Origin of the sequence: Mesorhizobium sp. M6A.T.Ce.TU.002.03.1.1 (assembly GCF_003997275.1) — a bacterium.
Lineage (GTDB): Bacteria > Pseudomonadota > Alphaproteobacteria > Rhizobiales > Rhizobiaceae > Mesorhizobium > Mesorhizobium mediterraneum.
Genome location: NZ_RZTI01000092.1, coordinates 1 through 24,410, shown reverse-complemented (window position 1 = coordinate 24,410; position 24,410 = coordinate 1). Strand labels below are relative to the sequence as shown.

Here is a 24,410-nt window from a genome sequence, read left to right as displayed (position 1 = left end):
GCCGCGGGCGGACATAGAGCGCGCCCGAGCCGCCATGGTTGCGGGCGGCGTGGTCGTGGCTGGAGACGAGCGGCCTGAATGCGGGTGTCGACAGCCAGGCCGGCACGGCGCGCCGCAAGACGCCGTCGCCGCCCGACGAGGAGCCTTTGCCGGTAATGACCAGCACATAGCGGATGCCGCCGGCATGCGCCCGGTGGAGGAAGGAAAACAATAGCGAATAGGCCTCGTCCTGGGTCAGGCCATGCAGATCGACGCGGCCTTCGATAGGCAGCCGGCCCTTCGACAGTTTTTCCAGCGTCGGTTCGTCGAGCGCATGTGAAACGTGCTGCGTCTTTGCTTTCGCCGCCGCGGCCGGAGCCATGGCCTGGGCACGCGGCGGTGGCTTCGTGTCATCACCGTTGTCCGGGCCGATATCCGGGATGTCGATGGCGGTCCTGCCCTTCAGCGGCTTGGCCGTGCGCGCCACCAGGTTCCACAGCACCCGGTCGTCCTCGCTCAGCCTGTCGATACGCCGGGTCATCGCCCCGCCCCCGGAACAAGCGAACGCGGTATCAGCGCGTAGAAATCGGCAGGATTGCGGACGACACCGGCGATCTCGCCGGCCGCGTCGCCCGTTCCGGCGAACAGGTCGCCACGGGCCGGCCCGGTGATGGCCGAGCCGGTGTCCTGCGCGATCATCAGCCGCCGGAACGGCTTTTTATCGAAGGCGGTCAGCGACGGCGCGTCGATGTAGAACGGCGTGCCGAACGTATGGAGCAGCCGGTCGACGGCGACGGAGCGGCCAGGCGCCAGCGGCACCTTGGCGGCGGCGATCGGCCCGAGTTCCGGGTCGTCGACCCCCGCCTCGCTGAAGGAAATCTCGCGGAAAAAAATATAAGAGCGGTTGCGCCACAGGATCTCGTCGATGCGATCCGGATGCGCCTTGAACCAGGCGCGGATCGACTGCATGGTCACCGCTTGCAGCGGGATTTCGTTTAGCTCGCCCAGGATCTTGCCCGGTCCGGTAAAGCGCTGGCCGGACTTGGCGGCATAGGTGACGCGGCAAAGCCGGCCGTCGCTCATGGTGAGCCGCGCAGAACCTTGCACATGGATGAAGAAGGCGTCGACCTTGTCGGCGAGCCAGGCGATTTCCAACCGCTTGCCGGCCAGGCTTTTTCCGGCCAAACCTTCGCCAGCAACCGCGCCGCGCTCGATCTCGCCGCGATCGAAATACTCGACCGGCCCGTTCGGCGTGGCGCGGCCGAAGGCGAGATAAGGGTCCATGCCGGGCGGCCGGTTGGCGTCGTCGATGTCGACGAGATCGGCCGGACGCGACAGCAGCGGCACCGTAAATCGCTCGGTTCGCACCGGTGAGGCGTCGACCACGGGTTCATAGAAGCCGGTGACCAGGCCGGCGCCGCCGTCTTCGGCCGTTATGTGCGCCGGGATGAAATGATGCTCGAAAAAGGCGCGGGCTTGCGCCCGGTCGGTTGGGACAACGGTGCGGGCTTCAGCGTAAGCTTCGGTGAAGCGGTTGAAGTCGACGCCGAGCCCGCCGGAGCGATAGGGTTTTGTCAGGACATGAAAAGCCGAACGTCGGAAAGCAGCGAACGCAGCCAGATGGTCGTCCTCGTCCCAACCGGGAAGATCGTCGAAGGATTTTTCGCCGAACGCCTGTGAAAGCGACACCGGAGCCTCGCCGTGGTCCGGGCTCAGTCTTCTTCTTCGGTGGCGACCAGCTTCCAGTTCGGGTCGCGCGAGCGCGTATCGCGGGCGAATGTCCAGACGTCCTTGACCTCGGCGACGGTCTCGGGATCGCCGTCGATGACGGCGCCGGCCTGGTCGCGCGTCGCCGAAATCAGCTCGCTGACGATGCGCAGCGTAATATGCGCCTCGCCGCCCTTCATCTCGGCGGAAACGATGTCGGCCTTGTCGATGCCGACGAAGGAAGACTGGATCTTTTCCGATTTCGCCTCGCGGTCGCCGATGGCCGCGACAAAGCCGTCATAGACCTCGCGCGACAACAGGTTCTTCAGCGTCTTGCGGTCGCCATCGGCATAGGCCATGACAATCATCTCATAGGCCATCTTGGCGCCGTCGACGAAGGTCTTGGGGTCGAATGTCGGATCATTGTCCTTGATCGTGCGCAGGCCCCTGTTGAGATCGGTGTCAGGCTTGGCGAAGGCGTCGATCGCCGCGTAGGCGTCGATGGCCGGCTCTCCCGGCGCTCGCTTGCGCGGCAGCGAGACCACATTCTCGGGTTTCTGGGCGGCGTCCTCGCGCGTCCGGCTCGCCGTATAGGGGTCAAAGGGCGGGCGCTCGCTGCCCGTGCGGCGGCCGAGCACGTTGCGCAGCTGGAAAAAGATCACAACCGCCGCAACCAAAAAGAAAATCGTGCCGAAGTCGAAGAATCCCATATCTTCCGCCAATCAATCCCTACTCCGGCCGGACCGCCCGGCCTAGCAATGGCTGCGGTCGCATAGCGTTCAACATTCAAAGCATATAGAACGCAAGGTGCCATCATTCAAATTAAAGGCAGGCATACCTATCTACAAGCTCCAGTGCCAGCGGCGATTGCTCGCCGGCCGGCAAAACATGGAAACGATCGGTCAAGATTTGCGTATTTCGCTGCTTCCCCTGTTCATTCTCGCGCTTCCGCTGCTGGAGATCGCCGGTTTCGTCGTTGTCGGCCGCCAGGTCGGCGCATTGGCGACGGTCGGCCTGGTGCTGGCCTCGAGCATCGCCGGCGCGCTGTTGTTGCGATACCAGGGTTTTGGCGTCATGAGCCGGGTCCGTGCCGAGATGGACGCCGGACGTGATCCAAGCCGCCAGCTCGCGCACGGCGCGATGATCGTGCTGGCGGCGATCCTGCTCATCATTCCCGGCTTCATAACAGACATTTTCGGCATTCTGCTGTTCCTGCCGCCGGTCCGCGACCTTGCCTGGCGCCTGTTGAAAGGCCGTATCGTGCTGGCGACCAATTTCGGCACCGGCGGTTTCCGCGCCCGGCAACGCGACAAGACCATCGATCTCGACGACGGCGACTATTCGCGCGGCGACGATCACGGGCGTGGACCGGATCACACTTCTCCCTGGCGCCGCCTCAAGGACGACTAGGTCGCCTCAAGGACGACTAGGTCGGCAAACGCCTCCGGAACGAATGCCCGGCAAACCTTGTCTTGTCATGCCGACCATGGTAGCGAACGCCCGATTTCAATCCGGTCAGCAACGCTGCCCAGGCAAAAGGACAACAGCTTATGGCCAGCAAAGACGACGCGCCGACCGGCGCGGCCAATGGCAACGGTGACGTGACGCAGCCTTCGCTCAACGTGCTCGCCCAATATGTGAAGGACCTTTCCTTCGAAAGCCCCGGCGCGCCGAACTCGCTGCGCGGCCGCGACAAGGCCCCCGGCATCGCCATCAACGTCAATGTCAACGCCAATCCGCTTTCGGACAAGCAGTTCGACGTCAATTTGACCCTGAACGCCAAGGCCTCCTTCGATCAGGAAGTGCTGTTCAACGTCGAGCTGGTCTATGGCGGTGTGTTCGCCATCAGCGGCTTCCCGCAGGAGCATATGCTGCCGCTGCTGTTCATCGAGTGCCCGCGGCTCTTGTTCCCGTTCGCCAGGCAGATCATCGCCGAGGCAACCCGCAATGGCGGCTTCCCGCCCTTGATGCTCGACCCGATCGATTTCGCCCAGATGTTCCAGCAAAAACTGGCCGAGGACCAAGCTGCCAGCAAGGTCCAGGTGAGCTGAAGCTATTGTAGAGCAGCCTCTGAAAGCCCGGCTTCGCGCCGGGCTTTTTGTTTGAGATGCCGGCAGGCCAGAGGGGAGTGCGACGGAGCGCTCCCGTCAAAATCACTATGCCGCGGAGCTCGCTTCCGGCGTAACGCGCAGCCAGAGCGCCTTTTCGCCTAAGGTGCCGACCATGCTCGCGTGCGCGGTGCGCTCGGCGTCGGTCACACGGGACGGCAGCGCTATCGGCCGCGCGCCGATGCTGATGTCGATATCGTCGACATTTCTCCTGCCGCCGGCGGGCGCCGTGGCACTGTCGAGGATCAGCGCCGCCTGCTTGCCGCCGATGAGTTCGATATAGACCTCGGCCAGCAACTCCGAATCGAGCAGCGCGCCGTGCTTGGTGCGACGGGCATTGTCGATGCCGTAGCGCCGGCAGAGCGCGTCCAGCGAATTCGGTCCCATCGGATGCTTGCGGCGCGCCAACGCCAGCGTGTCGACGACAAGTCCGGGATCGACGACCGGGTGGCCGAGCCGGCCGAATTCGACATTGAGGAAGGCGATGTCGAAAGTGGCATTGTGGGCGACCAGCTTGGCGCCGTCGATGAAGGCAAGAAACTCGTCGGCGATGTCGCTGAAGGTCGGCTTGCCCATGAGGTCGGCGGCGCTGATGCCATGAACCGCCTGCGCCTCCGCGTGAATTGGTCGTCCTTGCGGATTGATGTAATGGTGGAAGGTACGGCCGGTCGGGAACCGATTGACCAGCTCGATGCAGCCAAGCTCGATGACGCGGTCATCGCGGAAATCGAGGCCGGTGGTTTCCGTATCGAAGATGATCTCGCGCATCTAAACAGTCCGTTGGCTCCGGCGTCATTCCAGCCGAATCATGATGGGAACAAATTGGCAACATATTACGCCGGATGCAAGCGTCGTTAAGCAGGCTTCCCGGCCTTATCCCCGACCAGTTCGGCGACGATCGCATCGACCGCCACGCGCGCCGCATCAAAACCCTGTCCGGTGTCGATGATGAAATCGGCGCGCTTGCGCTTTTCGGCGTCGGGAACCTGCCTGGCCAGGATCGACGCGAGCTTCCCTTCGCTCATCCCCGGCCGCGCCAGCACCCGGGCGCGCTGGATTTCGGCCGAGGCGGTGACGACCACAACCTTGTCGACGCGGTCGCGGCCGCCGGTTTCGAACAGCAGCGGGATATCGAGAACGACAAGCGGCGCGCCGGCGGCCCGGTTCCTGGCCAAGAAGGCGTCGGCGTCGGCGCGGACCAGCGGGTGGATGATCGCTTCCAGCCGTTTCAGCGCGGCTGCATCGCCGAGCACCCGCTCGGCCAGCTTTGTGCGATCGACCGAGCCGGATCTGGTGGTTCCGGGAAAAGCCGCCTCCACCAGCGGAGCGGCCTTGCCGGTGTAGAGGCGATGCACCGCCTCGTCCGAATCGTGGACTGGCACGCCGGCCTCGGCAAACATCTTGGCCGTGGTCGACTTGCCCATGCCGATCGATCCGGTGAGGCCGAGCACGATCATGCCTTTCACTCCTTGGTAATTCCTTGGGCACCGAGATCGGCGACGATCATCTGCCGCAATTCGGCAGTGACCTCCGGCCTGATCCCGAACCAGCGCTCGAAGCCGGGCACCGCCTGGTGCAAAAGCATGCCGAGCCCGTCGACCGCCTTCAGGCCCCGCGCTTTGGCCGCGGCCAGCAACGGCGTTTCCAGCGGCACATAGACAATGTCGGTGACGATGGCATGGTCCGGCAGCCTGGCTGGATCGGCGGACAGGCCTTCATTGCCATGCATGCCGAGCGCTGACGTGTTGACCAGCAGGCCGGCATCGGCAAGCAGCTCGTCGGTCGCAGCCATGCCATGGGCCGAGACCCCGGCACCGAAACGGTCGCGCAGCTCCTGCGCCCTCGCAAGCGTCCGGTTGACGATGCGGATGTCGCTGACGCCGCGCTCAATCAGCGCGTGGATGACCGCGCGGGAAGCGCCGCCGGCGCCGAGCACCACCGCCGGGCCATTATTTGCCCAGCCCGGCGCGTGCTCGTCGAGATTGGCGGCAAAGCCATGGGCGTCGGTGTTGCCGCCCCACAGATATCCGCCCTCGAACCACAGCGTGTTGACCGCGCCGATCTGTTCGGCCGCATCGTCGCGGCGCGCCGCCAATGCGAAGGCGGCCTCCTTGTGCGGGATGGTGATGTTGCCGCCACGGTAGCCATTCGTCTCGAGCGTTCTGACGAATTCGGCAAAATCGTCCGGCGCGACGTCGATGGCCCGGTAGCTGCCGTCGATACCGTATGTCGCCAGCCAATAAGAGTGGATCTTCGGCGACCGCGAATGCGCCACCGGGTGGCCGGTGACGAAGGCCTTTTTCGCGGCCTCAGCCATCGATGGCTCCGAGCTCACGCAGCTTGGCCAGAACGGGCAGAAGCGGCAGGCCGACAATGGTGAAATAGTCGCCCTCTATTCTTTCGAACAGCTGGATGCCCTCGCCTTCGATCTGGTAAGCGCCGACGCTGGACAGCGCCTTGGCGCCGACACGCGCCAGATGGCGGCCGATGAAGGCCGGATCGAGTTTTCGCATGGTCAGGCTGGCGATGCCGACATGCCGCCACAGGACAGCGCCGTCGCGGGCCAGCACGACGGCGCTGTTGAGCTGATGGGTCTTGCCCGACAGCGCCAGAAGATGGCGGCGCGCGGCCTCCATGTCGGCAGGCTTGTGGAACACTTCGTCGCCGAGCGACAGGGTCTGGTCGCAGCCGAGCACCAATGCGCCGGGCTTTCGCTCGCTGACCTCGGTAGCCTTGGCCTCGGCCAGCACCAGGGCGACGTCCTCCGGCGAGATACCGCTGTCTTTTAGTGGCGCCTCAAGCGCGCGCTCGTCGACTTCCGCCGGAACCGCCTCGACCGCCACGCCGGCATGGACGAGCAGCGCCTTGCGAAACGGGCTGCCCGAGGCAAGGATGATTTTTTCGGTCATGGTTTTTCGTCCGGTCTTTCCTTCTCCCCTTTGTGGGAGAAGGTGGATTGGCGCGCAGCGCCAAGACGGTTGAGGGGTGTTGGAAGGATCGCTGTCGGTGCCAAGCTGGAACACCCCTCATCCGACCGAGCTTCGCTCGGCCACTTTCTCCCACAAGGGGAGAAGGAAAGGACCGCCCACAGCACAAGCGCCCGAACCCTACCGTGTCTTGCCGCGCAGGGCAACGATGGCCGCCGCCGTCTCCTCGATCGAGCGGCGGCTGACGTCTATCATCGGCCAGCCATGCCGGGTGCAGATCTGGCGGGCGTAGGCGAGTTCCTCGGAGATCGCGGCGCGGTCGACATAGTCGGTCGGCTCGTAGGCACTCGTATTGCCGAGGATGCGGTTCTGGCGGACCTGCGAGATGCGCTCCGCTGTGGCAATCAGTCCGACGATCAGCGGCTTCGTGGCGTTGACCAGGCTTTCCGGCACCGGCACGCCGAGCACGATCGGGATGTTGGCGGTCTTGATGCCGCGATTGGCGAGATAGATGCTGGTCGGCGTCTTCGAGGTGCGCGAAATGCCGACGAGCACAATGTCGGCATCATCCATATTGGCCGGCAGCTGGCCGTCATCATGCTCCATGGTGAAGTTGAGCGCGTCGATGCGGCGAAAATATTCGGCGTCGAGAACATGCTGGGCGCCGACACGGCGGCCGGCCGGTGTACCGAGATAGGACTGGAACACGGTCAGCACAGGTTCCAGCACGGAGACGCAAGGCAGGCCCATGGCGGCGCAGCGTTCGTCAATGCCGCGGGCGAGCTTCTGGTCGACGACCGTATAGAGGATGATGCCCGGCTCCTCCTCGATATCCTCGAACACTTTCGTCACCTGCTTCTCGGTCCGGATGAGCGGGTAGATGTGCTCGATGGCGCGCGCATCCTTGTATTGCGCAGAAGCCGCGCGGCCGGCCGCCAGCAGCGTCTCACCGGTGGCATCGGAAATCAGGTGGAGGTGAAAGAAGCTCTGGGGTTTGTTCACAGGGGTTCGTTCCAAGCTGTGGGCCGATGTGGATAAGGTCGGTCGGAAAGGTCGGTCGGTTTGGGGCGACTGTATCAGATGCCGGTTTGTCCACAATTCGATGCGCTGTCGGCTTCGTCGGGCGGTTGGGGACAAGTCCGGGGACGGGCTTTTTTGACTCGGCCCTATCCACAGGCCCATTTTCTTTGCGCTGGCGGCAACGCATTGACTCTAGTCGGAAATTTCCAACTGTCCCCAATCCCCTCCTATCCGGCAGAAGAAGCACGCGACAATATGCTGGCTGGCCTTTTCCGGGGCAAAGCGGGACAGGAGACAACCACCGATACCAACAGACTCTTAGAATCATAAGATTCCTAGAAATAGAATATTTAATTATAGAGAAGCCTGGAGAGGCGAGCGCCGAATGCCTGAAAACCGGATCATGCGGGACGTGTTGAAGGGCGAAGCGGTGTTTCCACCGCCGCTCTGGATGATGCGGCAAGCCGGCCGCTATCTGCCGGAATATCGGGAGACACGCAGGCGGGCCGGATCGTTCCTCGATCTCTGCTATAATCCCGACTTCGCGGTGGAGGTGACACTGCAGCCGATCGAGCGCTTCGGCTTCGATGCATCGATCCTGTTTTCCGATATCCTTGTCGTGCCGCATGCGCTGGGCCGCGACGTGCGCTTCGAGGAAGGGCGCGGGCCGTTACTGACGCCGATCTCGGCCACGGGGATTGCGGCTCTGGACGGGGAAACGTTTCACGTGAATCTCGAACCGGTCTATGAGACGGTCAGACGGCTGCGGGCAAAACTGCCCGATGAAACGACGCTGATCGGCTTCTGCGGCGCGCCCTGGACGGTGGCGACCTATATGATCGCCGGCCACGGCACCTCAGACCAGGCCCCGGCGCGGCTGTTTGCCTATCGTGAGCCGGCCGCTTTCTTGCAGCTGCTGAACGTGCTTGCCGATCATTCGGCCGCCTACCTCATCCGCCAGATCGAGGCCGGCGCTGATGTGGTGCAGATCTTCGACTCGTGGTCCGGCGTGCTCGATGAAGTTTCGTTCGAGGCTTTTTGCATCAAGCCCGTGGCCGAGATCGTCAGGCAGGTGCGAGCCGTTCATCCCGATGTTCCGATCATCGGCTTTCCCAAGGGCGCCGGCGCCCACTACCGGAGCTATCGCCAGAAGACCGGCGTCACGGGACTGGGGCTCGACTGGACCGTGCCTCTAACGGCGGCGCGTGAATTGCAGCGCGACGGCGCCGTACAGGGCAACCTCGACCCATTGCGGCTGGTGGCCGGCGGCAAGGCTCTAGCCGACGGCGTCGACGCAATCCTGAAAGCACTGCGCGATGGACCGCTGATCTTCAATCTCGGCCATGGCATCACGCCGGAAACGCCGATCGCGCATGTCGAGGCGATGGTCAAAATGGTGCGGAGCGCGTCATGACGATGATGGGGAAAGGCTCTGTGGAAGGTGGTGCCGGCGCAATGCGCCGCGCTGCGATCGCGATCGCGGTTTTCCTCGTGTTGGCCGGGCTTCTGTTCGTGTTCGGACCTGATGATTTCTATCCCTGGGCAAAGGCGGTCCACGTCATCGCCGTCATCTCGTGGATGGCGGGCATGCTCTATCTGCCGCGGCTGCTGGTCTATCATGCCGATGCTAAAGGCTCCGTGCAGTCGGAAACCTTCAAGGTGATGGAGCGGCGCCTGCTGCGCGGCATCATCAATCCGGCGATGATCATTACCTGGGCGTTCGGCCTGTGGCTGGCCTGGAAAGGCTTTGGTTTTCAGGGCGGCTGGCTGCACGCCAAGATCGCTGCGGTGCTTTGCCTCTCCGCCGTTCATGGTTATCTGGCCGGCGCGGTTCGTAAATTCGCGGAGGACCGTAACGAAAAACCCGCGAAGCACTGGCGGATCATCAATGAGATACCCACATTGCTGATGATCATCATCGTCGTGCTGGTCATCGTGAAGCCTTTCTGAGGCTTTGATGACCTGCAAAAGGCGGCTTGCTCTTTCAGTCGACCGACGATAAAAGACGGGTCTTCCTTCCCGTCATGCGCCGCCCATTCATCGCTTCGGCCGCGCCCGGCATTTGTCGCATCCCGCCGATATTTTCCCAATGCTTACTCACTCAGAGTCCGTCTAATGATGCAAGAAATGAAACTCGCAGAGTTCAAGAACAAGAAACCGCCAGAGCTGATCGCCTATGCCGAATCGCTCGAGGTCGAGAACGCCAGCGTCATGCGCAAGCAGGAGCTGATGTTCGCGATCCTGAAGAGGCTGGCGACCCAGGATATCGAGATCATCGGTGACGGCGTGGTCGAAGTGCTGCAGGACGGTTTTGGTTTCCTGCGCTCGGCCAATGCCAATTACCTGCCGGGTCCGGACGATATCTATATTTCGCCGTCGCAGATCCGGCGATTCTCGCTGAAGACCGGCGATACGGTCGAAGGGCCGATCCGCAGCCCGAAGGAAGGCGAGCGCTATTTCGCGCTGCTCAAGGTCAACACGATCAATTTCGACGACCCGGAAAAGATCCGCCACAAGATCCATTTCGACAATCTGACGCCGCTTTATCCGACCTCGCGGCTGAAGATGGAAATGGACGTTCCGACCTCGAAGGACATCTCGGCCCGCGTTATCGACCTGGTGGCGCCGCTCGGCAAAGGCCAGCGCGCCCTGATCGTGGCGCAGCCGCGCACCGGCAAGACGGTGCTGTTGCAGAACATCGCCCATTCGATCACCACCAATCATCCGGAATGCTACCTGATCGTGCTGCTCATCGACGAGCGGCCGGAGGAAGTCACCGACATGCAGCGCTCGGTGAAGGGCGAGGTCGTCTCCTCGACCTTCGACGAGCCGGCGGTGCGCCACGTCCAGGTCGCCGAAATGGTGATCGAGAAGGCCAAGCGCCTGGTCGAGCACGGGCGCGACGTCGTCATCCTGCTGGATTCGATCACCCGCCTCGGCCGCGCCTACAACACCGTGGTGCCGTCATCCGGCAAGGTGCTGACCGGCGGTGTCGACGCCAATGCGCTGCAGCGGCCGAAGCGCTTCTTCGGTGCCGCCCGCAACATCGAGGAAGGCGGCTCGCTGACCATCATCGCCACCGCGCTGATCGACACCGGCAGCCGCATGGACGAGGTCATCTTCGAAGAGTTCAAGGGTACCGGCAACTCGGAAATCGTGCTCGACCGCAAGGTGGCGGACAAGCGCATTTATCCGGCCATGGACATCCTCAAGTCCGGCACCCGCAAGGAAGACCTGCTGGTCGCCCGCCAGGACCTGCAGAAGATCTTCGTGCTGCGCCGCATCCTGGCGCCGATGGGAACGACGGACGCCATCGAGTTCCTCATCGACAAGCTCAAGCAGACCAAGACGAACGCGGATTTCTTCGATTCGATGAATACGTAAGGTTGGTTGAGGGGCCGGGAATCGGCACTCAACGTATTGGAGATGACCAATCGTTGATGCCGGCTCCGCCCCTCATTGCCCTGCCGGGCATTTCTCCCCGTAAACGGGGAGAAAGAGGCTGGCCGGAACCCTGGCACTTTTTCTGCAACGCTGGAGATTGGCGAAACCGCCGATGAGAGTGTCCCTCTCCCCGTTTACGGGGAGAGGATGCCGGTAGGCAGCTGAGGGGCAGCGCAAACACCCGGAACAGGTGAGGGCAAATACAAAATCTGCGACGATTGCCCCGCGTCTCTGGCACCTCACCTATCCGCGCCGCAACCGCTGCTCAAGCTCCTCTGCATCCGTTATCACCGGCAGGCAGACCTGCCCCGTACACAGCCAGGCGCCGGGCTTGTCGGTTGGCGGCAGGACGCCGCCTGGCAGCATCGGCAGGTTTGTTGCCGAGCCGACCGGCACAACATTGTCGATCCGGCGCGGGTCGGGATTTCGATTCGCAACCGGAACAAGCCCTGGATTCTCCGGGCTGTCCACCAGCACCAGTTTCAACGGCTCGATCGCTAAGGCGCAGGCGTTGACGACACCCGCCTGGCCATAGGCCTGATGCGCCGCCCGGCCGGCTGCGTGCTCGGCGACCTTCCAGGTCTTGTCCTGCAATTCGAGATCGCCGGAAAGCGATGACAATCGGACCATGGCCTCGATGATCTGGCCGGTGGCCGACGGAATTGCCTCGTCGACATCGCCCCTGATGCGGATCGGCACGTCGCTGCTGTCCGATGCGGTGAGATAGTAGCCGGTGTCGTCATCGTCGCGATGCCATTGGTCGAGCTGCGCGATGAATTGGCCGGACAGCTCGGCGTAACTCGATGTGCCGGTAGCCTCGAACAATGAGATCGCGGCGTTGGCCATGGCGGCGTAGTCGCTCGACAGCGCCGGGAACAGCTTCTTTGCGCCAAGCATCGAATGCGGCAAGCGGCCGTCTCGGCTGGCGCTGGCAATGGCAGCGAAGGCCTGTTCCGCCGCCTCGATCCAGTCGATCCGTTTCAGGGCGCGCCCGGCTTCGGCGAGAGCCGCGATCACCAGGCCGTTCCAGTCGGTCAAGATTTTCCCGTCCCGCCCGGGCCTGACGCGCTGCTCGCGGGCTGCCAGCAATTTTTCTTTTAACGGAGTGAGCCGGTCGCGATCGACCACGCTTTGCGTTTGCTGCGCTCCGGTCTGGTGGATGATTGGCTTGCCCTCCCAGCCATGTGGGCCGGAAAGCGTGAAGTGTTTGAAAAACAACGCTGATTCATCGCCAAGAGCGGTTTCGATCTCATCCCTGCTCCAGGTGTAGAACAACCCCTCCTCGCCCTCGCTGTCGGCGTCGAGGCTGGCGGCGAAAGCGCTGCCATCGACGCGCATCTCGCGCAGGAGCCAGTCGATCGTCTCTTCGATTCGTACCCGGAACAAATCATTGCCCGATGCCGCATAGGCCCAATTGCACAGCCGGATGAGCTGGGCGTTGTCGTAGAGCATCTTTTCGAAATGCGGCACCAGCCACTCGGCATCGGTCGAATAGCGGCTCAGCCCGCCGCCGATATGGTCGTAGATCCCGCCCGCCAGCATCTTTTCGAGGCTGAGCAGCACGGCGTCGCGATGCGATGTGCTACCGTCGCGCAGCCACGACAGCCAAAGCGTCTGCATGAAAGGCGCGTTGGGGAATTTGGGCGCGCCGCGCAGGCCGCCGAGATCCCTGTCGATCATGCCGTCGATGCCTTGGGCAAGGTTCGCGAGCGTGTCGCGGTCGAGCACGGCCTTGGCATGCGTGCCCGCCAGCCGCGCCTCGACATGCGTGGTCAGTCCGTCGGCGCTTTGGTTAACGCTTTCTTTCTTCTCCCGCCACGCCTTGTCGACCGCCTCCAGCACCTGGACGAAGCCCGGACGGCCGTAACGCGCCTCGCGTGGAAAATAGGTGCCGCCCCAAAATGGCTTTCCGTCCGGCGTCAGGAACATGGTCAGCGGCCATCCGCCCTGCTCGCCCATCGAGGACAGCGCGGCCATATAGATCTGGTCGATGTCCGGCCGCTCCTCGCGATCCACCTTGATATTGACGAAGAGACGGTTCATGACGGCGGCGACGTCGTCATTCTCGAAGCTTTCGTGCGCCATGACATGGCACCAGTGGCAGGCGGCGTAGCCGACCGAGAGCAGGATTGGCCGCTCCAGCGCCTTTGCTTCGGCGAGCGACGCCGGCGACCACGCCCGCCAATGCACCGGGTTGCCGCTATGCTGCTGCAGATAGGGGCTGGCCTCTTCGGCAAGTAGATTTTGCGCGGGCAGATTTTGCGCGGGTAATGTCACGGTCGGGCACTCGGCGAATTGTCGATGAATAAGCGAAGCTAGGGCGGTTGTGCTGGGTCGGCAAATGATTTCAAGTGATTCCATTGTTGCCCTGTCGAGCGGCCGCCTGCCCGCCGGCGTTGCCGTGATCCGCATTTCGGGTCCGCAAAGTCGATTCGTTTTCGAAACGATTGCCGGTCCAGTGGTTAAGAACCGTGTTGCGGCCTATCGCAAGTTCAGGGCGCCGGACGGATCGGTGCTCGACAGCGGCCTGGTCGTTTTCTTCGCGGGACCGAACAGCTTTACTGGTGAGGATATCGCGGAATTCCATGTCCATGGCGGCCGCGCCGTGGTGGCGAAGATGCTGGAGACGATCGCCGGCTTCGATGGCGTCAGGCATGCCGAGCCGGGCGAGTTCACCCGCCGCGCCTTTCTTAACGGCAAGGTCGACCTGGTCGAGACCGAGGCGCTGGCCGATCTCGTCAACGCCGAGACGGAGGCGCAGCGGCGCTTTGCCGTGCAGAATGCCGAGAGCGTGCAGAGCGAGCTCTATCTGGGCTGGCGGGGTCGGCTCATCCATGCGCGGGCGATGATCGAAGCCGAGATCGATTTTGCCGACGAAGACGATGTGCCCGGTTCCGTTGCAGAGACGGTCTGGTCGGATGTGCGCGCGATGATCGACGAGATCGAGCGTCATGTCGAAGGTTTCCGAGCCGCAGAGATCATCCGCGACGGGTTCGAGGTCGTCATCCTCGGCGCGCCGAATGCCGGCAAGTCCAGTCTGTTCAATGCGCTGGCCCGGCGCGAGGCGGCGATCGTCACGGAAGAGCCCGGCACGACCCGCGATCTGCTCGAGGTGGTGCTGGACCTGGAGGGGATGCGCGTCAGAGTGACCGATACCGCCGGCCTGCGCGAGACGCCCGGCAGGATCGAGGCGATTGGCATCGAAAGGGCAAGGAGCAAGGCCGGAACCGCCGATCTGTTGCTCGTGTTGGAGGATATGGTGGACCCGGTCCCGATCGGCGCAATACCGGCCGATATCCCGACATTGAGGATCGGGACAAAGGTCGATTTGCTGCGAGATGAATCGCTTGCAACGCGCTACGACGCGGTCATCTCGACCAGGGACGGAACAGGGCTGGCGGAGCTGCTGGCGGAGATCGGCCAACGCGCCGCGGCGCAAATCGGCCAGGCCGGCGATGTCCTGCCGTCGCGGCTGCGGCACGTCGAGCTTCTCAATGAGGCGAAACGCTTTCTGCTTGCGGCGGTGGCAGGGGATGAGCGCGGGCAAGAGCTGCGGGCCGAGGAATTGCGGCTGGCAGCTGATAGGCTTGGCCGGATCGTTGGGGCGGTCGATGTCGAGGATTTGCTGGACGTAATCTTCTCGCAGTTCTGCATCGGCAAATGACTCACGTGAAACACTGGGCGGAAAGACTCACGATGATTCACGTGAAACGCTGAGCGACCACGTCGAAGGCATTGTTTCACGTGAAACGGTTCGCCGGGCAATCGCTTTAGGTTGAGTCCGCTCCTCACTGATTCCGGGGCGAGCCGTGGCGCGCCGGCGCTAGAGCTTTGTGCGGTTCTCCCTTCTCCCCTTGTGGGAGAAGGTGTCGCCGAAGGCGATGGATGAGGGGTGCTCCAGCTTGGCTGCGACGGCACTCCGTCCAGCACCCCTCAACCGTCTTGGCGCTGCGCGCCAATCCACCTTCTCCCACAAGGGGAGAAGGGAAGACGGCGCCGGCTTCGCCACTTCTTCGAAGAGATTTGCCCGCCAAGCTCCACCTATTCTTGACACCACGTTCTGACGGGCACATGTGTCGGTCGACTTGAATGCGGGATTCTGAAATGACCGATCACTATGATGTGGTTGTGGTGGGCGGCGGCCATGCTGGTTGCGAGGCGGCCAGCGCTGCCGCGCGCGCCGGTGCCAAAACCGCTCTGGTGACGCTGCGCTTCGAGACGATCGGCGTCATGTCCTGCAATCCGGCGATCGGCGGGCTAGGCAAGGGGCATTTGGTTCGCGAGATCGACGCCATGGACGGGCTGATGGGGCGCGTCGCCGACGCGGCCGGCATCCAGTTCCGTCTGCTCAACCGCCGCAAGGGGCCTGCGGTGCGCGGGCCGCGCACCCAGGCCGACAGAAAGCTCTATCGGCTCGCCATGCAGGCGGCGATTCGCGAGCAGGCCCGTCTCGACGTGGTCGAGGGCGAGGTCCTGGATTTCGAAATCGACAATGAGCGCATAGCCGCGGTGCTGCTGGCGGATGGCCGCCGGCTTCCCTGCGGCGCCGTGGTGCTGACGACCGGCACTTTCCTGCGCGGGCTGATCCATATCGGCGAGAAGAAGATCGTTGCCGGCCGCATGAACGAGCAGGCCAGCCTTGGCCTGTCGGCGACGATGAGCAGAGCGGGTTTCAAGCTCGGGCGGCTGAAGACCGGCACGCCGCCGCGGTTGGACGGGCGCACGATCGATTGGGCGTCGCTGGAGAGCCAGGCGGCGGACGAGGATCCGGTGCCGTTCTCGCTGATGACCGACCGCATCGACAATCCGCAGATCCATTGCGGCATCACGCGCACGACGGCGGCGACGCACGAGCTGATCCGCGCCAATCTGAGCCGTTCCGCCATGTATTCCGGCTCGATCGAAGGGGTCGGGCCGCGTTACTGTCCGTCCATCGAAGACAAGATCGTCAAGTTCGGCGACCGCGAAGGCCACCAGATTTTTCTGGAGCCGGAAGGGCTGGACGATGACACCGTTTACCCCAACGGTATTTCGACCTCGCTGCCCGAGGACGTTCAGATCGACATTCTGAAGACCATTCCTGGCCTTGAGCGTGCCATCATGCTGCAGCCCGGCTATGCCATCGAGTATGATCACGTCGATCCGCGCGAGCTTAAACCGACGCTGGAAACCAAGCGGATTGGCGCTCTTTTCCTGGCCGGGCAGATCAACGGCACCACCGGGTATGAGGAGGCCGCCGCGCAAGGGCTGCTTGCCGGCCTCAACGCTGCGCGGCAGGCTTCGGCAAGCGACCAGATCGTGCTCAGCCGCACGGAGGCCTATATCGGGGTGATGGTCGACGATTTGACCAGCCGCGGCATTGCCGAACCCTATCGCATGTTCACTTCGCGGGCCGAGTTCCGGTTGTCGCTACGGGCCGACAATGCCGATGAGCGGCTGACGCCGCTGGCGACGAAGCTCGGGATCGCTTCACCGGAGCGGATGCAGCGCTTCAACGATGTCATGCAGGAGCTTGAAAAGGCGAGGGACCTTGCGCTTGGAACGACCATGACCCCCAACGAAGCGGCGCGCCATGGGCTGGAGATCAACAGGGACGGAGTGCGTCGCTCCGCCTATGAGTTGCTGGCTTATCCCGGTGTCGATATCGCCTGGTTGGCCCGAATCGCTCCCGAATTTGGCGCCATCGGCGCCAAAACGGCAGAGCGCCTCGAAACGGAGGCGAAATATTCGGTTTATCTCGATCGCCAACAGGCTGATGTCTCGCAGATCAGGCATGAGGAAAGCCGGCTGATCCCGGCTTCGCTCGACTTTGCTTCTGTGCCGGGCCTGTCCAACGAGCTGAAGCAGAAGATGCTGGCACGGCAGCCGCGTTCCATCGCCGACGCACAGCGGATGGAAGGCATGACCCCGGCGGCGCTGGCGATCATTGTTGCCCACGTCCGCAATTCCGAGGCTGCCGCGCGAAGGAATGTTGCGTGAATGCTGCCTCATGGGTGAGCCTGCAAGAGGCTGCAGGTCCGGTTTCACGTGAAACATTCGATCGCCTGGTCGAGTTCGAGACGGTCTTCCAGAAATGGAACCGCCGGATAAACCTGGCGGCGCAATCTACGCAGGCCGATGTCTGGCGCCGCCACATCCTCGACAGCGCGCAGCTTGCGCGAATCAAACCGGACGCAAAGCGCTGGGTCGATCTCGGCTCGGGCGGCGGTTTTCCCGGCCTGGTGCTTGCCTTCCTGCTTGCCGAGCGTGACGGCGCCAGCATCGATCTGATTGAGAGCAACCGGAAGAAAGCGTCGTTCCTGCAAGCGGTCGTCGGGCAGTTCAATCTGCCGGCGAGAGTCATCGCGCGGCGCATCGATGATGCCTATCCGCTTGTTTCGACACCTCAAATCGTCACGGCCAGGGCGCTGGCGTCGCTTCCGACGTTGCTTGACCTATCGGCGCCGTGGCTGACGGCGGGCGCGCGCGGCCTGTTCCACAAAGGCCGGGATTACCGCGCCGAAGTGGCAGAAAGCGCTCAACGATGGTCGTTCGATCTGGTAGAACATGCCAGCGCGACCGACGCTCATGGCGTCATCCTCGAGCTGTCTGATTTGCGCCAACTGACTTAGATCGGCGACCTCGGAATGAATTTCTGGCATAGACCCATGATGAAGAATGGCCCCCGAATCATCACCGTAGCCAACCAGAAGGGCGGCGTCGGCAAGACGACGACGGCCATCAACCTGGCCACGGCGCTGGCGGCGATCGGCGAAAAGGTGCTGATCGTCGACCTCGATCCGCAAGGCAATGCCTCGACAGGCCTTGGCATCGACCGCAAGGACCGGACCGTCTCGTCCTATGACGTGCTGACCGGCGAGCTGGATCTGGAAGCAGCGGCGATCCCGACGGCGGTGCCCGGGCTGTCGATCGTGCCGTCGACGCTTGATCTACTCGGCATCGAGATGGAGATCGCTTCCGCACCCGACCGGGTGCTCAAGCTGCGCAATGCTCTCCGTGCCGCGAGCGAGCGTGGCGCGCCATTCGGCTATGTGCTGATCGATTGTCCGCCATCGCTCAATCTGCTGACGCTGAACTCGATGGCGGCGGCCGATTCGGTCCTGGTGCCGCTGCAATGCGAATTCTTCGCGCTTGAAGGCTTGAGCCAGTTGCTGGAGACGGTCGAGCAGGTGCGCCGCTCGATCAATCCCGATCTGATCATTCAGGGCATCGTGCTGACCATGTATGACGGCCGCAACAACCTCGCCAACCAAGTGGTGCAGGATGTGCGGGCGCATATGGGCGACAAGGTCTACGAAACCGTCATCCCGCGCAATGTGCGTGTCTCCGAGGCGCCGTCTTACGGCAAGCCGGCGATCCTCTACGACCTCAAATGCTCCGGCAGCCAGGCCTATCTGCAGCTTGCCTCCGAGGTGATCCGCCGCGAGCGCAAACTGCGCGCCGCCTAATGCATCGGGATTGCGACTTGCAGAAGATAATTCGATACCGAAACGATCTGGACAGACGATGAGCGAAGACCTTTCAAGAAAAAGACTGGGGCGGGGACTGGCCGCGCTGATCGGCGAAATCGATCGTCCGGCAGCAGTGGAAAAGCAAGGCATGAATGCCGACGGCAAGGTGCCGATCGAGTTCCTGAGCCCGAACCCTAAAAATCCGCGCCGGCATTTTGGCGACGCCGACCTGACCGATCTTGCCCAGTCGATCCGCGAGCACGGCGTGGTGCAGCCGGTGGTGGCGCGGCCGTCGCCGACGCAAGCTGGCCGCTACGAGATCATCGCCGGCGAGCGGCGCTGGCGCGCGGCGCAGCGCGCCGGGCTGAGCGAGATTCCGATCATCGTGCGCGACGTCAACGATCGCACCGCACTCGAGCTGGCGATCATCGAAAACGTCCAGCGCACCGACCTCAATCCGGTCGAGGAGGCGATGGGCTACCAGCAGTTGATCGACGATCACGGCTACACCCAGGCCGATCTCGGCCAGGTGATCGGCAAGAGCCGCAGCCATGTCGCCAACACGCTGAGGCTGCTGAAGCTGCCGGACGTGATCCGCGACATGCTGGTCGACGGCGCGCTGTCGGCCGGCCACGCCCGCACATTGGTGACGGCAGAGGATCCGGCGGGCCTGGCCAAGCGGATCGTCGAGGAGGGGCTTTCGGTGCGCCAGGCCGAAGCGCTGGCGCAGATGCCGGCGGGCGCTCCAACCGTAAAGCGACAGCCTGCGGAACCGGCGCAAAAAGATGCCGATACGCTGGCGCTGGAAAAGCTGATGACCGACACGATAGGCATGATCGTCACGATCGAGCACAAGGAACGCGGCGGCGTGCTGCGCGTCGCCTATCGGACATTGGACCAGCTCGATGAGCTCTGCCGAAGGCTGAAGCAGGAGCGGTAGGTGCTGAGGTACGCCTGTTTTTAGCCGGCAAATAATCTTCGGCTTAGGAGCAACCCGGCAGACATCTTCGCCCTGGTAATACAACGAGGGTTGGCGAATGCCGGCCCTTCCTTTTTCCGTGCGCTGGTGATTGGCGAAATCGCCGAGGCTGCTGATCTCCCCCCTCGAGGGGGAGATGGCCGGCAGGCCAGAAGGGGTCGTCTCACATCAAGCGCCTACGTCGTCTGTCGTCGCGAAAGGCGTCGGCATTCCACGCGCTGGGACCCCCTCTGTCGCCTTCGGCGACATCTCCCCCTCAAGGGGGGAGATCATCCGCGCTGAGCCAGCCTTGCACTCTCCACGGCAATGCCGAGCAGCGCTTGCCGTGCCAGCGCGACCGACAGGTCCGGCCGTCGGCGCGTCTGCAGGACCGCCGTCTGCAGCCTGGTCAAAGCGCGGCCAAGCGCCTCGCTGTTCCAGCGTTCGAGGGCCTTCTCCACCAGCTTGCGCCTGGTAAAAAAAACCGGCGGGCGCGCCGCGGCAACGACCGAAGCGGCGTTGCGGCCGCCGGTGTCCATCTGGCCGCGCATCGCCTGGATCGCCTGCAGCTGCCGCATCGCCGACGACAGCACCAGAAAAGCCTGGCCGCCGGACTGGCAGTGGCGGGTGAAGGCCATGTCGAAGTCGCCGACCTTGCCTTCGAGCAAAGCATCGACGGCGTCGTCGAAGGAGAGACCGGAGACGTCGCCCGATGTCGCCTTGACGTCGTCGAGGCCGATCTCGGTCTGGCCGTGGGCGTAAAGCACCAGCTTCTCGATCTCGCCGCGCGAGGCCAGCCGGTCACCGCCGAGGTTCCGGCGCAGCGCCTGGCGCGCCTCCAGCGTCATCGACATGCCGGCCTTGCGCAATTCGTCGTCGATGACCGTGTCGATGTCGCGGGCCTCGTCGGCGTAGCACGGCAGCGCCATGGCAATGTCGGCCGCCTCGACGATGGCGCGCAGGCCGACGCCTTTCTTCAAGTCGCCGGCTTCAATGAGTATGATCGCATCCTGCGCGGGCTCTGATGTCAGCGCCTTGACGTCGTCGGCAAGCGCCTTCTGGCCGCTGGCGTTGCGCACCCAGAGCAGGCGCCGGTCTGAAAACATCGGCACGGTGCGGGCTTCGTCGAGCAGGCGGCCCTCGTCGCGATCGACTTCCGAACCGTCCAGCCTGACCACCGAGAACGGATCGTCGAGCGGCAGGCCGGTTTTGCCGGCAAAGGCCTTCGCCCGCTCGGCGACGAGCCCGCGATCGGGCCCGTAAAGCAGGACGATCGAGATGCGCGGATCCGGCCGCGCCAACCACGAATCGACCTCGTAACCTTTCTTCTGTGCCATGCGGGGATGGTTAGCATGATGCGGGCGCGGGGTGAACGGCGGGGCTCCTTCTTCCTTCTCCCCTTGTGGGAGAAGGTGGATTGGCGCGCAGCGCCAAGGCGGTTGAGGGGTGCTGGACGGCGCGCCGTCCTTGCCAGGCTGGAACACCCCTCATCCGACCGAGCTTCGCTCGGCCACCTTCTCCCACAAGGGGAGAAGGAGACGCCGCGCGAAGCCCCTCAATCCGCCGAGAATTGCTCATCTGGCGGGAAACCCGGCGCAATCATGCGCCAAATTGCGCGTGGCGGCGGAAGATCGACAAGAAATTTCGCCGACATATCTTCATCTTGGCGAGTGCTGGCCGGTGCGTCGCTGGCCTGAAGCCTTGCCCGACGAATTGGCACTGGTCCGGCGGTGTGCAACTATCGCGCCAAGGCAACATTGGAGGACGAAGGTCATGGCCGATGCAGGAATGTTGCGCTTCCATGTGCCGGAGCCGGAGGTGCGGCCGGGCGGGACGCCGGATTTCTCTGACGTGACCATCCCCAAAGCCGGCTCGGTGCCGCGCCCGGGGATCGATGTCGATCCGCGCACCATCCGCGATCTGGCGTTTTCGATCATCCGGGTGCTCAACCGCTCCGGCGAGGCCGTCGGGCCATGGGCCGGGCTGCTTTCCGACGATGAATTGCTGGAAGGGCTGCGCCACATGATGACGCTGCGCAGCTTTGACGCCCGCATGCAGATGGCGCAGCGGCAGGGCAAGACCTCCTTCTACATGCAGCACCTCGGCGAAGAGGCGGTGAGCTGCGCCTTCCGCAAGGCGCTGGCGCCGGGCGACATGAACTTTCCGACCTATCGGCAAGCAGGGCTGCTTATCGCCGACGGCTATCCGATGGTCACGATGATGAACCAGATCTATTCGAACGAGGCCGACCCGCTGAAGGGGCGGCAATTGCCGATCATGTATTCGTCGAAGGAGCATGGCTTCTTCTCGATCTCCGGCAATCTGGCGACGCAATATATCCAGGCGGTCGGCTGGGCGATGGCTTCGGCGATCAGCAATGATTCGAAGATCGCCGCCGCCTGGATCGGCGACGGCTCGACCGCCGAGTCCGACTTCCATTCGGCGCTGGTGTTCGCCTCGACCTACAAGGCCCCGGTCGTGCTCAACGTCGTCAACAACCAGTGGGCGATCTCGACTTTTCAGGGCATCGCCCGGGGCGGCTCCGGCACTTTCGCCGCGCGCGGTCTCGGCTTCGGCATTCCCTCGCTGCGGGTCGACGGCAACGATTACCTCGCCGTCCATGCGGTGGCGAAATGGGCCGCCGAGCGGGCGCGGAACAATCTCGGGCCGACGCTGGTCGAATACGTCACCTACCGCGTCGGCGCGCATTCGAGCTCCGACGATCCGTCCGCCTACCGGCCGAAGGCCGAGTCCGACGCATGGCCGCTCGGCGACCCGATCGTCAGGCTGAAAAACCACCTCATCCAGCGCGGCGTCTGGTCTGACGAGCGCCACACCCAGGCCGAGGCAGAAATCCTCGAAACGGTGATCGCGGCGCAAAGGGAGGCCGAGCGGCACGGCACGCTGCATGCCGGCGGCAAGCCCTCGGCGCGCGACATGTTCGAGGGCGTCTATGCCGAGATGCCGCCGCATCTCAGGCGCCAGCGCCAGCAGGCAGGGGTCTGACCATGCCAAGGCGGACCATGATCGAGGCGATCCGCGACGCCATGGACGTGTCGATGGCGCGCGACGAACGCGTCATCGTGTATGGCGAGGATGTCGGCTTTTTCGGCGGCGTCTTCCGCTGCACGCAGGGCTTGCAGGCGAAGTACGGCAAGAGCCGCTGCTTCGATGCGCCGATCAGCGAAGCCGGCATCGTCGGCTCGGCCATCGGCATGGCCGCCTACGGCCTAAAACCTTGCGTCGAGGTGCAGTTTGCCGACTATGTCTATCCGGCCTACGACCAGATCGTCTCGGAGGCGGCGCGGCTGCGTTACCGGTCGAACGGCGATTTCACCTGTCCGATCGTGGTCAGGATGCCGACCGGTGGCGGCATCTTCGGCGGCCAGACCCACAGCCAGAGCCCGGAGGCGCTGTTCACCCACGTTTCCGGCCTGAAGGTCGTCGTGCCGTCCAATCCGCACGATGCCAAAGGCCTGCTGATCGCGGCGATCGAGGATCCCGATCCGGTGATCTTCCTGGAGCCGAAGCGGCTCTACAACGGCCCGTTCGACGGTCATCACGAGCGCCCGGTGACGCCGTGGTCGAAACATGACCTCGGCGAGGTCGCCGACGGCCATTACACGGTCCCGCTCGGCAAGGCGGTGATCCGGCGGCCGGGTGCCGCTGTCACCGTGCTCGCCTATGGCACGATGGTCTATGTCGCGCAGGCGGCGGCCGAGGAGACCGGCATCGACGCCGAGATCATTGATCTGAGAACCCTGCTGCCGCTCGATCTCGAGACGATTGTCGCCTCGGTGAGAAAAACGGGCCGCTGCGTGGTCGTGCACGAGGCGACGCTGACATCGGGGTTTGGCGCCGAGCTGTCGGCGCTGGTGCAGGAAAATTGTTTCTATCATCTGGAAGCGCCGGTGGCGCGGGTCGCCGGCTGGGACACGCCCTATCCGCACGCGCAGGAGTGGGATTATTTTCCAGGTCCCGCCCGGCTTGGCCGGGCCTTGCTTGAGACGATGGAGGCCTGATGATGGGAGGCAGAGCAATCGCTTCGGACCAATTGCCAACCATGGCGCCGCCCCTCATCTGCCTGCCGGCATCTTCTCCCCGTGAGGGACGGGAAGAAGGGGCTGGCCGCCACGCAGGCGATCCCCCTCTCCCCGTTCTTCACGGGGGTCCGAAGGACGGGCGAGACAAGCGGCTCGCCCCGGAATGGGCAGGGGTGAGGGGCAGCGCAAACGCCTCGGTAGCGGAGGCCTGACGATGGGCGAATATGTAATCAAGCTGCCCGATGTCGGCGAAGGCGTCGCCGAGGCCGAGTTGGTCGAATGGCAGGTCAAGGTCGGGGATCTCGTGCGCGAGGACGCGGTGCTTGCCGCTGTGATGACCGACAAGGCGACGGTCGAAATCCCGTCACCCGTCGACGGCGAGATCCTGTGGCTTGGCGCCGAGATCGGCGACACGGTGGCGATCGGCTCGCCCATCGTCAGGTTGAAAGTGGCGGGAGAGGGTAATGTGAAGGCAGGTGCGGAGTCAGGAGGCGAGGCGGGCGCCAAGAGTACCCCCACCCCTAGCCTTGCCGGGGCGAGCCACGGGTCTCGCCCGTCCTTCGGACCCCCACAAGGGGGAGGGGGACGCGCTTCGGCTCCCGAGGCCGACGTCAAACCAGCCCTGGGTTCATCCGGAAAAGTTTCAGTGCATGGTGCACCGGCGACGGAATCCCCCTCCCCCTTGTGGGGAGGGGTTAGGGGTGGGGGTACTGCGCCCGTCAGCGCGCCGCGCCCCGAAGGTGAAAAGCCGCTGGCGTCGCCCGCTATCCGCC

Annotated in this window: 23 protein-coding genes; 13 read left to right on the top strand and 10 right to left on the bottom strand. The window is 63.8% G+C overall.

Annotation, left to right across the window (positions count from 1 at the left end):
- The 3 genes from EOC93_RS23450 to EOC93_RS23440 form a co-directional block, all read right to left on the bottom strand.
- A partial coding sequence (locus tag EOC93_RS23450) for a Smr/MutS family protein (RefSeq protein WP_127205793.1) occupies window positions 1-520 on the bottom strand: 520 nt, incomplete at its 3' end.
- Window positions 517-1,668, bottom strand: coding sequence for a murein transglycosylase A (locus EOC93_RS23445; protein WP_127205792.1), 1,152 nt, complete (start codon window positions 1,666-1,668; stop codon window positions 517-519). The genes EOC93_RS23445 and EOC93_RS23450, both read right to left, overlap by 4 nt.
- A 23-nt stretch (window positions 1,669-1,691) precedes the next feature.
- On the bottom strand, window positions 1,692-2,396 hold the full coding sequence (locus EOC93_RS23440; protein WP_127205791.1) for a Tim44/TimA family putative adaptor protein: 705 nt from the start codon (window positions 2,394-2,396) through the stop codon (window positions 1,692-1,694).
- 199 nt (window positions 2,397-2,595) lie between these two features.
- On the opposite strand from EOC93_RS23440, the gene EOC93_RS23435 reads away from it, so the two are divergent.
- Both EOC93_RS23435 and secB read left to right on the top strand, forming a co-directional pair.
- Window positions 2,596-3,096, top strand: a complete 501-nt coding sequence (locus EOC93_RS23435) for an FxsA family protein (protein WP_095485105.1) — start codon at window positions 2,596-2,598, stop codon at window positions 3,094-3,096.
- Between the two features lie 140 nt (window positions 3,097-3,236).
- Complete coding sequence (gene secB, locus EOC93_RS23430) at window positions 3,237-3,737, top strand: protein-export chaperone SecB (protein ID WP_127205790.1); 501 nt, start codon at window positions 3,237-3,239, stop codon at window positions 3,735-3,737.
- A 105-nt stretch (window positions 3,738-3,842) separates the two neighbouring features.
- Here the strand turns inward: secB and dnaQ are convergent, their stop codons facing one another.
- From dnaQ to EOC93_RS23405, 5 genes are all read right to left on the bottom strand, one after another.
- Window positions 3,843-4,562 (bottom strand): DNA polymerase III subunit epsilon, encoded by a 720-nt coding sequence (gene dnaQ, locus EOC93_RS23425; protein WP_095484777.1) that lies wholly within the window; start codon window positions 4,560-4,562, stop codon window positions 3,843-3,845.
- A gap of 86 nt (window positions 4,563-4,648) precedes the next feature.
- On the bottom strand, window positions 4,649-5,251 hold the full coding sequence (gene coaE, locus EOC93_RS23420) for a dephospho-CoA kinase (protein ID WP_095484778.1): 603 nt from the start codon (window positions 5,249-5,251) through the stop codon (window positions 4,649-4,651).
- 5 nt (window positions 5,252-5,256) lie between these two features.
- The gene (locus EOC93_RS23415; RefSeq protein ID WP_127205789.1) at window positions 5,257-6,111 is read right to left on the bottom strand and encodes a shikimate dehydrogenase; all 855 of its coding nucleotides are present in this window, start codon (window positions 6,109-6,111) and stop codon (window positions 5,257-5,259) included.
- Window positions 6,104-6,703, bottom strand: coding sequence for a Maf-like protein (locus tag EOC93_RS23410; protein WP_095485106.1), 600 nt, complete (start codon window positions 6,701-6,703; stop codon window positions 6,104-6,106). The genes EOC93_RS23415 and EOC93_RS23410 overlap by 8 nt, the downstream gene beginning before the upstream one ends.
- A 198-nt stretch (window positions 6,704-6,901) precedes the next feature.
- Complete coding sequence (locus tag EOC93_RS23405; protein WP_095484780.1) at window positions 6,902-7,723, bottom strand: pyruvate, water dikinase regulatory protein; 822 nt, start codon at window positions 7,721-7,723, stop codon at window positions 6,902-6,904.
- A gap of 403 nt (window positions 7,724-8,126) precedes the next feature.
- Between EOC93_RS23405 and hemE the strand changes: the two genes are divergently transcribed.
- The 3 genes from hemE (at window position 8,127) to rho (ending at window position 11,125) form a co-directional block, all read left to right on the top strand.
- On the top strand, window positions 8,127-9,155 hold the full coding sequence (hemE, locus tag EOC93_RS23400) for a uroporphyrinogen decarboxylase (protein WP_095484781.1): 1,029 nt from the start codon (window positions 8,127-8,129) through the stop codon (window positions 9,153-9,155).
- Window positions 9,152-9,691, top strand: coding sequence for a protoporphyrinogen oxidase HemJ (hemJ, locus tag EOC93_RS23395; protein ID WP_095484782.1), 540 nt, complete (start codon window positions 9,152-9,154; stop codon window positions 9,689-9,691). The genes hemE and hemJ overlap by 4 nt, the downstream gene beginning before the upstream one ends.
- A 168-nt stretch (window positions 9,692-9,859) precedes the next feature.
- Window positions 9,860-11,125 carry a transcription termination factor Rho gene (rho, locus tag EOC93_RS23390; protein WP_095485107.1) on the top strand — a complete coding sequence of 422 codons (1,266 nt, stop codon included), beginning with the start codon at window positions 9,860-9,862 and terminating at the stop codon, window positions 11,123-11,125.
- Window positions 11,126-11,428: 303 nt separating this feature from the next.
- Here rho and EOC93_RS23385 read toward each other — a convergent pair whose 3' ends face one another.
- Entirely contained in the window at window positions 11,429-13,462 is a 2,034-nt protein-coding gene (locus EOC93_RS23385) for a thioredoxin domain-containing protein (RefSeq protein WP_245461516.1), read from the bottom strand.
- Window positions 13,463-13,526: 64 nt separating this feature from the next.
- Here EOC93_RS23385 and mnmE point away from each other — a divergent pair, with 64 nt between their 5' ends.
- From mnmE to EOC93_RS23355, 5 genes are all read left to right on the top strand, one after another.
- On the top strand, window positions 13,527-14,849 hold the full coding sequence (gene mnmE, locus EOC93_RS23380) for a tRNA uridine-5-carboxymethylaminomethyl(34) synthesis GTPase MnmE (protein WP_127205787.1): 1,323 nt from the start codon (window positions 13,527-13,529) through the stop codon (window positions 14,847-14,849).
- Window positions 14,850-15,289: 440 nt separating this feature from the next.
- A complete protein-coding gene (gene mnmG, locus EOC93_RS23370; protein WP_127205785.1) occupies window positions 15,290-17,164 on the top strand; it encodes a tRNA uridine-5-carboxymethylaminomethyl(34) synthesis enzyme MnmG in 1,875 nt (624 codons plus the stop codon).
- Window positions 17,161-17,796: a 16S rRNA (guanine(527)-N(7))-methyltransferase RsmG gene (gene rsmG / locus EOC93_RS23365; RefSeq protein WP_127205784.1), complete on the top strand. Its 636-nt coding sequence runs from the start codon at window positions 17,161-17,163 to the stop codon at window positions 17,794-17,796. The genes mnmG and rsmG overlap by 4 nt, the downstream gene beginning before the upstream one ends.
- A gap of 36 nt (window positions 17,797-17,832) precedes the next feature.
- Complete coding sequence (locus EOC93_RS23360) at window positions 17,833-18,633, top strand: ParA family protein (RefSeq protein WP_095484788.1); 801 nt, start codon at window positions 17,833-17,835, stop codon at window positions 18,631-18,633.
- Window positions 18,634-18,691: 58 nt separating this feature from the next.
- Window positions 18,692-19,576, top strand: coding sequence for a ParB/RepB/Spo0J family partition protein (locus tag EOC93_RS23355; RefSeq protein WP_127205783.1), 885 nt, complete (start codon window positions 18,692-18,694; stop codon window positions 19,574-19,576).
- A 308-nt stretch (window positions 19,577-19,884) separates the two neighbouring features.
- Here the strand turns inward: EOC93_RS23355 and holA are convergent, their stop codons facing one another.
- Complete coding sequence (gene holA, locus EOC93_RS23350) at window positions 19,885-20,931, bottom strand: DNA polymerase III subunit delta (protein WP_095484790.1); 1,047 nt, start codon at window positions 20,929-20,931, stop codon at window positions 19,885-19,887.
- Window positions 20,932-21,367: 436 nt separating this feature from the next.
- Here holA and EOC93_RS23345 point away from each other — a divergent pair, with 436 nt between their 5' ends.
- The 3 genes from EOC93_RS23345 to EOC93_RS23335 form a co-directional block, all read left to right on the top strand.
- Window positions 21,368-22,600, top strand: coding sequence for a 3-methyl-2-oxobutanoate dehydrogenase (2-methylpropanoyl-transferring) subunit alpha (locus EOC93_RS23345; RefSeq protein WP_095484792.1), 1,233 nt, complete (start codon window positions 21,368-21,370; stop codon window positions 22,598-22,600).
- Window positions 22,601-22,602: 2 nt separating this feature from the next.
- Window positions 22,603-23,616, top strand: coding sequence for an alpha-ketoacid dehydrogenase subunit beta (locus EOC93_RS23340; RefSeq protein ID WP_095484793.1), 1,014 nt, complete (start codon window positions 22,603-22,605; stop codon window positions 23,614-23,616).
- Window positions 23,617-23,851: 235 nt separating this feature from the next.
- On the top strand, window positions 23,852-24,410 hold a 559-nt coding region (locus EOC93_RS23335; RefSeq protein ID WP_348627613.1), incomplete at its 3' end, for a biotin/lipoyl-containing protein.